The organism is Micromonospora sp. NPDC049580 (assembly GCF_040675595.1).
GTDB lineage: Bacteria > Actinomycetota > Actinomycetes > Mycobacteriales > Micromonosporaceae > Micromonospora.
Genome location: NZ_JBFAPG010000278.1, coordinates 1 through 8,504, shown reverse-complemented (window position 1 = coordinate 8,504; position 8,504 = coordinate 1). Strand labels below are relative to the sequence as shown.

Below are 8,504 nucleotides of genomic sequence, written 5' to 3'. Positions count from 1 at the left end.
AGGGCAGGAACGACAGCTCCTGCCCTTTTGCGTACGAGCAGCCGGCTCGTCCCGGGCACCGGCCCCGGGCACACCTCGTGAGCGCCTCGCGCACCATAGCCAGCGCCTGTCACTTGCGCCACGCCAGCCCCGGTTTTCGCAGGCCGTCGCAGGGTAGGGCGCTCTCGACGAGGTCGCGGGGGAGCCGCCCGCACGGTGCGAGGAAGAAGAAGTACGGGTTCGCGGGCGGTGGCGTCAGCGGGGCCAGGTGGTGAAGCGGTGGCGCACCCGGGCGACGTCGTCGGCGTCCAGGCCGTAGCGGCCGAAACGCTTGTCGGACAGCCGGTCCAGGTAACGCCCGGCGGCCCGTACGTCGGCCGGGTCCAGCGCGGGGTCGACCTGCCGGGCGAGCATCAGCAGTTGCGTCACGTCGTAGTGCTCCAGGGCCGCCGCCACGTCGATGAAGTCTCGGACCTCGCGCCGGTTGACCAACGCCGCGATCTTGTTGGCGACCAGGTCGCGCACGTCCATCACCGGGCCGAGGTCCATCACCACCGGGCTCTGCTGCCGGTCCAGCCGGGCCAGGCTGAGCCGGATCTGCCGCCCGTCGCGGCTCACCACGAAGTCCTTCATGTCCTGGCCGTACCCGTCGAACAGATCGGCGAGCTCGCTGTCCGGGTCGGCGTCGGTGACGGTGAACCCGGCCCGCTCCAGCGCCACGCGCACCCCGGCGGTGGCCGCCGCGGCAGCACCCTCGACGTCGGCGAAGAGGTCCACGTCCTCGGTCGGCCGGGCGACCAGGCCGTGCGCGGCCCAGGCCACCCCGCCACCCAGCACGAACCGGTACGGCCCGGCGGCGGTCAGCGCCACCCGGGCCACCTCCCGGTAGAACTCGTGCAGGTGTGGTGCGATCACGCCGCGCGCAGGCCGCGGTGCCGGCTCTCCCACGCGAGGCGGACGCCCCGGGGCAGGTTGAGCAACCGCCACACCCGGCGCAGTGTCCGCCCGTTGATCAGAATGCGCAGGTCGTCGGCGCTGGCGGTCTCGCGCAGCACGTTCTCGTACATCCAGAGCAGCTGGTCGGGGTCGCCGAGGTCGAAGGTGCGCTCGGCGTTCCACATCAACCGCACCGGCAGCTCGACGACGCCGCGGGTGGGGCCGGTGAGCTCGGTGAGCGTGCGCGCCACCACGGCCGGACGACCCGGGCGGGCCAGGAAGACCACGCCGGTCGCGGTGGGCGAGACGGCCTGCATGCTGTCAGGGTAACGCCCGCCGGTCCCGGTGTCGCTCAAGCGACCTTCCTCGGCCTGCGCGCACGTCCCGGCGTGGTTGAGGAGAGCTGCCGGATAACCGACGGCTCGCCCGGTTCTTCAGGGCTAGGGTGGCCGCTTCCCGGTGTCATCTGAAGGGACTCGCGGTGAGCGGTTCGTCAATGTCGTTCGAAACCGCCCGCCGTATTCTCGGCAAGCACGACGCGGGGTGGAGTGAGAAGGTCGGCACCCTGCTGGGATTGGCGGCTCTCGGCAGCGGCGGCGCTGGCGCCCTGCTGCCGGCGATCAGCGCCGCGTGGGGATGGATCGACCAGAAGAACGAGCTGGTCCAGCAGATCACGATGGCCGTCGAGCGTTTCCGTGACCGTACCCTTCGGCGCGAAGGGTCGGGAACGGCACGAACTGATCGCGGCCGCGCACACCGCGGTGGTGGCGGGCGCGTTCTTCACTGCCCTGAACGAGGTGGGCAAGGGGTACGCGAGCCTCCGTCTCACCGAGGTCGAGAAACAGAAGATGGTTCCCGGCGGTGGCGCTGTCACGCACGACACCATCGTTTCGTACCTGCTGGGGGTGGAACTGCCGCTGCCATGGGCGGGCTGTGGGTTCGAGGCCAACCTGATGGCCTCGGTGATCCCGTTCTACGAGTCGATGACGGAGCGCTGTCTGGGTTTCTTCCGGGGCCTCGCCGCCTGGGAGAAGATCGAGGTTGACCTGGGCTACCAGTTCGGGCATTTGATCCAGGCGCGCATCGTCGACAGCGCGATCAGAACCTACCGCGACGACTACCGTCGACTGGCCGGCGACGTGCCGGAATTCGGCATGTGGGCGTTGCTGGACCAGATCGGGTTCGTGGCGGCGACCCAGGAGGCCGCGCACCGCACGTCCGTGCAGTTCCAGCAACGGTCGCTCGCGCTCATGGAGCAGCTCCTCAACGACCTGCCGTACCTGCCGAACAGGCAGCACGGACCCGACCGGACGATCATGGCGCAGCGTAACCGCCATCTCCTGTCGGAGCCGATCGCCCAGGTCACCGAGATGGATCAGATGTCGGGCCTGCGGATGCCGACCACCGAATCGGGTTACGTAAATCCGCACTTCCAGTGGGCCGTCACCGACGGTCAGTCCCGCACCTGGGAGGAGGAGTGGTGGAAGCAGCAGCGGAACGGGCACCGGCTGGATCATTTTCTCGCCGCGTACTTCGCCTCGGCTTGCAGCGCGGAGCGCCCGCTGGTGATTCTCGGTCATCCGGGCGCCGGAAAGTGTGCGGTGGCGTCAGCTGTCCGACGCCAGTCAGGACGTCACCAGAGTGGTCCTCCTGGACGGTCTGGACGAACTGATGCAGGCCACCGGCGCGACCGAGTCCGGCTTCCTGCACGAGGTGCAGGAGTTCCAGGAGAAGGAGGCGTCGATCGGTTCGCCGGTCGCCGTCGTGGTGACCTCCCGTACCGTCGTCGTCAACATCGCGAACATCCCGGCCGGCTCGCTGGTGATCAAGTTGCGCGATTTCGACCGCGAGCAGGTCGACATGTGGAACGAGGTCAATCGGGAGCCGATCGCCAACGCGACGGTCAAGCCGCTCGCCGCGGATGCCGTGTGGTCGATGGGCGAGCTGGCCCGTCAGCCGCTGCTCCTGCTCATGCTGGCGATCTTCGGGGCGACGGACGACCCGCCGGTGGACGGCGCCGGTCAGGTCACGCAGGGGCAGCTCTACCAGTGGCTGCTCAACGGCTACGTGAGTCGTGAGGTCACCAAGGCGCCCCGGCCGGCGGGTCGACCGCTGGAGGGCGACGAGGCCGCCGCCCAGGCGGACCGCGAGCTGTGGCAACTCGGAATCGCGGCGTTCGCCATGTTCAACCGGGGGCAGCAGTCGGTCAGTGGCCAGGATCTGGACGCCGACCTGGCGCCGATGCTGCTGTCGTCGGCCGCGTACACCGGGAACCGGAAGCGGTTGTCCCGCCCGCTGGACCCGGCGATCCGTACGATCGCCCGGTTCTTCTTCATCCACGCGGCGGACGTCAACAGCAGTCTCGTCACCGGCAGCAGCTACGACTCCTGCACGCGACGTTCGGTGAGTACCTGATCGCCTACCACGTGTTGCATCAACTGGACGGCCTCGCGAACGCGCGGCGATACCTGCCGGTCGGGCAGGAGTGGACCGATGACCAGTTCATCCGTTCCAGCCAGGAGCGCGAGACGTTCGGCCGACTCCGGGACTACAACCCGTCCGGGCGCAACCTGCTCGGCCGGGTCGCCGCCTAGCTAGGAGGATCGTCCGGCCCGGTGATGAGTTGTCGCGCCCGCACCCGTCATACCTGCGACGGGACACGACGAGACGGGAGCATGACGTGACGAGTGCGCACACGGACGAGCAGATGGGTGGGGTCGACGAGCCGGCCTTCGTAGGGCTGGCGGGTCGGCACCGGCGGGAGCTGCACGTGCACTGCTACCGGATGCTGGGGTCGTTCGAGGATGCCGAGGACGCCGTGCAGGAGACGTTGCTGCGCGCGTGGCGGCGGCGGGAGACCTTCGCGGGGCGTTCGTCGTTCCGGGCCTGGCTGTACCGGATCGCCACGAACGCCTGCCTGGACCTGCTCGCCAGGCGCCGCCCGGAGCCGGCGACCGGCGGCGAGGTGCGGTGGTTGCAGCCGTACCCGGACCGGCTGCTCGACGAGCTGCCGGCGGGAGACGCGGACGAGCCGGAGACCGTCGCGGTCGCGCGGGAGACGATCGAGCTGGCGTACCTGGTGGCGGTCCAGCACCTCGCGCCGCGCCCCCGGGCCGTGTTGATCTTGCGGGACGTGCTGGGCTGGCCGGCGAAGGACGTCGCGGAGCTGCTCGGGGACTCCGTCAACTCGGTGAACAGCGCGCTGCAACGGGCCCGCGCCGGCATGCGCGAGCACCTGCCCGCCGAGCGGCAGGACTGGACCGGCGGCGAGGAGGACGCCGGGACGCGCGAGCTGGTGCGCCGCTTCACCGACGCGAGCGTGGCCAAGGACATCGACGCGCTCGCCGCCATGCTGCGCGACGACGTCCGCTGTTCGATGCCGCCCACTCCCGGCGTCCACGTCGGCCGCGACGCGGTGCTGAACGACTGGATCCAGGATGGGTTCGCCGACCTGGGACGCCTACGCGGCGTCCCGACCGCCGTGAACCGGCAGCCCGCCGTCGCCTTCTACCTGTGGCGGGAGTCCGAGGGCGCGTACCTGCCGCTGACCATCGACGTCCTGCGCGTCACCGGCGGGGCGGTCGCCGAGATCGTCGTCTTCCACGACGACCAGTTCGCGCGGCTCGGGCTGCCGCAGCGCCTGCCGGCGGACGGTGCCAGGTGAGCGCCGTGGCCCCGGCGTCGGGCCGGACCAGCCGTACCCACCGACTGCGCGGGCTCGCCGGTGTCGGGCTCCTCGCCACGCTGGTCGCGGTGCTGGCCACCACCGTCGCCGCCGCGCTCGCCCGGGCCGCCGGCGTCGACTTCGCGGTCCCCGCTGGTGGCGAGACGATCCCGACACCCGGGTTCGCCGTGGTGACCGGCGTCTTCTCGGTCGTGGGCATCGTCATCGCCGCCGCTCTGCTGCGGTGGAGCGTGCGCCCCGCCGCGCGATGGGTGTGGACGGCGGTGTCGCTGACCGCGACCTCGTTGGTCGCGCCCCTGCTCTGCGGGGGCAGCGCCGCCACCATCACCGCCCTTGCCGGACTGCACCTCGTTCCCGCGGCCGTGATGATCCCCGCGCTGAGATGGAGCCTGCGCACCGAGTGACGGTGCCGCGACGCCACCCTCTCGATTAGCGAAGACTCCTCATCTGACTTATGTTCGTGAGGTCGCTCGCGTGGGAGGGGGTGTCGGGGATGGGTCTGCGGACGTTCATCGAGGGCTGGCCGGTGTATCGGCAGCTCACCGGCACGGACCCGTTGGGCCGGGGCGCGGCGGCGAAGTCCGCGCGCTCGGCTGGCCTGACCGCCCGCACCGAGACCGCCGAGAGCGTGGCCCGGTCCGTCTGTCCGTACTGCGCGGTGGGGTGTGGTCAGCGGGTGTACGTCGCCGACGGTCAGGTCACGCAGATCGAGGGTGATCCGGACAGTCCGATCTCGCGAGGTCGGTTGTGTCCGAAGGGTTCGGCGAGCAAGAGTCTGGTGACCAGTCCGTTGCGGCAGACGACGGTCCGCTACCGGCGGCCGTACTCGACGCAGTGGGAAGACCTGGACCTCGACACCGCGCTCGACATGATCGCCGACCGGATCCTCGCCGCCCGCGAGCAGACCTGGGAGGACGTTGACGAGCAGGGCCGGCCGCTCAACCGGACGTTGGGGATCTCCAGTCTGGGCGGGGCGACGCTGGACAACGAGGAGAACTACCTCATCAAGAAGTTGTTCACGGCGATGGGGGCGCTGCAGATCGAGAACCAGGCCCGTATTTGACACTCCGCCACCGTCCCCGGTCTGGGGGCCAGCTTCGGTCGTGGCGGTGCGACGGATTTCCAGCAGGACATCGCCAACGCTGACGTCATCGTCATCCAGGGTTCGAACATGGCCGAGGCGCACCCGGTGGGTTTCCAGTGGGTGATGGAGGCCAAGCGTCGTGGGGCGAAGGTGTTCCATGTCGACCCGCGGTTCACGCGTACGAGCGCGGTGGCCGACGCGTACCTGCCGATCCGGGCGGGCACGGATATCGCGCTGCTCGGCGGCGTGGTGCGCTACATCCTGGACAACGAGCTGGACTTCCGCGAGTACGTGCTCGCCTACACCAACGCGGCGACGATCGTCAGCGAGCAGTTCAGCGACACCGAGGACGGCGACGGCTTCTTCTCCGGCTTCGACCCGGAGACCGGCAGCTACGTGCAGGACAGCTGGCAGTACGAGGGCCACGAGAGCTCCTCCGGCAGCGGGCACACCGCCCAGGAGCGCGACAACGCCGCGGGGTTGGCGCACGAGTCGCACGGCGCGCCGGTGGGCGGGCAGACGCAGCGGGACGAGACGCTGCAGCATCCCCGCTGCGTCTACCAGATCCTCAAGCGGCACTTCTCCCGCTACACGCCGGAGATGGTGGAGCGGGTCTGCGGCATCCCGCAGGAGAAGTTCCTCGAACTGGCCCAGGCGTGGACGGCCAACTCGGGCCGGGACCGTACCGGCATGCTGATCTACTCGGTGGGGTGGACGCAGCACAGCGTCGGCGTGCAGTACATCCGTACCGGGGCGATCATCCAGCTGCTGCTGGGCAACATGGGCCGCCCGGGTGGCGGGGTGATGGCCCTGCGCGGTCACGCCAGCATCCAGGGTTCGACGGACATCCCGACGCTGTTCAACCTGCTGCCCGGCTACCTGCCGATGCCGCACCACGCCGACCACCCGACCTTCGGCGAGTGGGTGGACAGCATCCGGCACCCCGGCCAGAAGGGCTTCTGGGGCAACGCCGAGTCGTTCGCCGCCAGCCTGCTCAAGGCGTACTGGGGTGACGCGGCGACGCCGGAGAACGACTACTGCTACGGCTACCTGCCCCGACTGACCGGTGACCACGGCACCTACCAGCAGGTGCTCAACATGATCGACGGGAAGATCAAGGGGTACTTCCTGCTCGGGCAGAACCCGGCGGTCGGCTCGGCGCACGGCCGGGCGCAGCGCCTGGGCATGGCCAACCTCGACTGGCTGGTCGTGCGGGACCTGTTCATGATCGAAAGCGCGACCTTCTGGCAGAACGGCCCCGAGGTGGCCACCGGCGAGATCGTGCCCGAGGAATGTCGCACCGAGGTGTTCTTCCTGCCGGCCGCCTCGCACGTCGAGAAGGAAGGCACGTTCACCCAGACGCAGCGGTTGTTGCAGTGGCGGGAGAAGGCCGTCGAGCCGCCGGGCGACGCCCGCTCCGAGCTGTGGTTCTTCTACCACCTCGGCCGCAAGCTGCGGGAGAAGCTGGCCGACTCGACGCTGCCGCGTGACCGTGCGCTGCTCGACCTCACCTGGGACTACCCCACGCACGGTCCGCACGCCGAGCCGAGCGCCGAGTCGGTCCTGCGGGAGATCAACGGGTACGACGTGACGACCGGCCGTCCGTTGTCCAGTTTCACCGAGGCCCGTGCGGACGGCTCCACCGCGATCGGTTGCTGGATCTACACCGGCGTGTACGCCGACGGCGTCAACCAGGCCGCCCGCCGCAAGTCCCGACACGAGCAGGACTGGGTGGCCGCCGAGTGGGGCTGGGCCTGGCCGGCGAACCGCCGCATCCTCTACAACCGCGCCTCGGCCGACCCGGCCGGCAACCCGTGGAGTGAACGCAAACGCTACGTGTGGTGGGACGCGGAGAAGGCCGAGTGGACCGGCTACGACGTGCCGGACTTCGAGAAGACCAAGCCTCCGTCGTACCGGCCGCCGGCCGGCGCGTCCGGACCGGAGGGGATCGCCGGCGACGATCCGTTCGTCATGCAGGGCGACGGCAAGGGCTGGCTCTACGCGCCCAGCGGCGTGCTGGACGGGCCGCTGCCGACGCACTACGAGCCGGTCGAGTCGCCGGTGCGCAACCCGCTCTACCGGCAGCAGGCCAACCCGACCCGCAAGTCGTACGCGCACCCGGTGAACTCGGTCAACCCGAGCCCGCCCGAGGAACACAGCCAGGTCTTCCCGTACGTGTTCACGGTCAGCAGGCTCACCGAGCACCACACCGCCGGTGGGATGAGCCGCACGGTGCGCCCACTGGCCGAGTTGCAGCCGGAGATGTTCGTCGAGGTGTCGCCTGAGTTGGCCGCCGAGGCCGGGTTGGCGCATCTGGGGTGGGCGCACCTGATCAGCGGGCGCGCGGTGATCGAGGCGAAGGTGCTGGTGACCGACCGGCTCACCCCGCTGCGGGTCGACGGTCGGATCATCCACCAGCTGTGGCTGCCGTACCACTTCGGTTACGAGGGTCTGGTGACCGGCGACTCGGCCAACGACCTGTTCGGCATCACCCTCGACCCCAACGTCCTCATCCAGGAGAGCAAGATCGGTACCTGTGACGTCCGGTCGGGCCGCCGGCCCACCGGGACGGCGTTGCTCGACCTGGTCGCCGACTACCAGCGGCGGGCCGGGATCACACCGGGCGGACACGCGCCGGCCGTCACCACCGACCAGGACGTGGAGGGGCGCGATGGCTCCTGACCCGAACAGCCTCTACGGGCCGCTCGATCCGGCGCCGGACGCCGGCTATGTGGACGCGCCGCCGCGGATGGGGTTCTTCACCGACACGAGCGTGTGTATCGGGTGCAAGGCGTGCGAGGTGGCCTGCAAGGAGTGGAA

The 8,504-nt window shown here is 70.0% G+C and carries 8 protein-coding genes and 1 pseudogene; 6 read left to right on the top strand and 3 right to left on the bottom strand.

What is annotated here, in order from left to right; all coding sequences use genetic code 11:
• Positions 1 to 234: 234 nt before the first annotated feature.
• From AB0J68_RS20965 to AB0J68_RS20955, 3 genes are all read right to left on the bottom strand, one after another.
• The gene (locus AB0J68_RS20965; protein ID WP_354862427.1) at positions 235 to 894 is read right to left on the bottom strand and encodes a nucleotidyl transferase AbiEii/AbiGii toxin family protein; all 660 of its coding nucleotides are present in this window, start codon (positions 892 to 894) and stop codon (positions 235 to 237) included.
• Entirely contained in the window at positions 891 to 1,232 is a 342-nt protein-coding gene (locus tag AB0J68_RS20960; RefSeq protein WP_354862426.1) for a hypothetical protein, read from the bottom strand. Before AB0J68_RS20960 ends, AB0J68_RS20965 begins: the two co-directional genes overlap by 4 nt.
• A 354-nt stretch (positions 1,233 to 1,586) precedes the next feature.
• Positions 1,587 to 2,495, bottom strand: coding sequence for a hypothetical protein (locus AB0J68_RS20955; RefSeq protein ID WP_363940045.1), 909 nt, complete (start codon positions 2,493 to 2,495; stop codon positions 1,587 to 1,589).
• Positions 2,496 to 2,556: 61 nt separating this feature from the next.
• Between AB0J68_RS20955 and AB0J68_RS20950 the strand changes: the two genes are divergently transcribed.
• The 6 genes and pseudogenes from AB0J68_RS20950 to AB0J68_RS20925 form a co-directional block, all read left to right on the top strand.
• Positions 2,557 to 3,330, top strand: a complete 774-nt coding sequence (locus AB0J68_RS20950) for a hypothetical protein (protein WP_363940043.1) — start codon at positions 2,557 to 2,559, stop codon at positions 3,328 to 3,330.
• Between the two features lie 11 nt (positions 3,331 to 3,341).
• Positions 3,342 to 3,509 (top strand): hypothetical protein, encoded by a 168-nt coding sequence (locus tag AB0J68_RS20945; RefSeq protein ID WP_363940041.1) that lies wholly within the window; start codon positions 3,342 to 3,344, stop codon positions 3,507 to 3,509.
• A gap of 86 nt (positions 3,510 to 3,595) precedes the next feature.
• On the top strand, positions 3,596 to 4,579 hold the full coding sequence (locus AB0J68_RS20940; protein WP_363940039.1) for an RNA polymerase subunit sigma-70: 984 nt from the start codon (positions 3,596 to 3,598) through the stop codon (positions 4,577 to 4,579).
• Positions 4,576 to 5,004: a DUF6069 family protein gene (locus AB0J68_RS20935; RefSeq protein ID WP_363940037.1), complete on the top strand. Its 429-nt coding sequence runs from the start codon at positions 4,576 to 4,578 to the stop codon at positions 5,002 to 5,004. Before AB0J68_RS20940 ends, AB0J68_RS20935 begins: the two co-directional genes overlap by 4 nt.
• A gap of 89 nt (positions 5,005 to 5,093) precedes the next feature.
• A complete protein-coding gene (gene fdh / locus AB0J68_RS20930; RefSeq protein WP_363940035.1) occupies positions 5,094 to 8,366 on the top strand; it encodes a formate dehydrogenase in 3,273 nt (1,090 codons plus the stop codon).
• Positions 8,356 to 8,504, top strand: a pseudogene (locus tag AB0J68_RS20925) (4Fe-4S ferredoxin); the annotation flags it as partial. The gene fdh and the pseudogene AB0J68_RS20925, both read left to right, overlap by 11 nt.

Excerpts from the sequence above, each read along its gene's own strand:
- AB0J68_RS20960 (WP_354862426.1), bottom strand. The coding sequence starts at position 1,232 with ATGCAGGCCGTCTCGCCCACCGCGACCGGCGTGGTCTTCCTGGCCCGC.
- AB0J68_RS20955 (WP_363940045.1), bottom strand. The coding sequence starts at position 2,495 with ATGACCGAGAATCACCAGCGGGCGCTCCGCGCTGCAAGCCGAGGCGAA.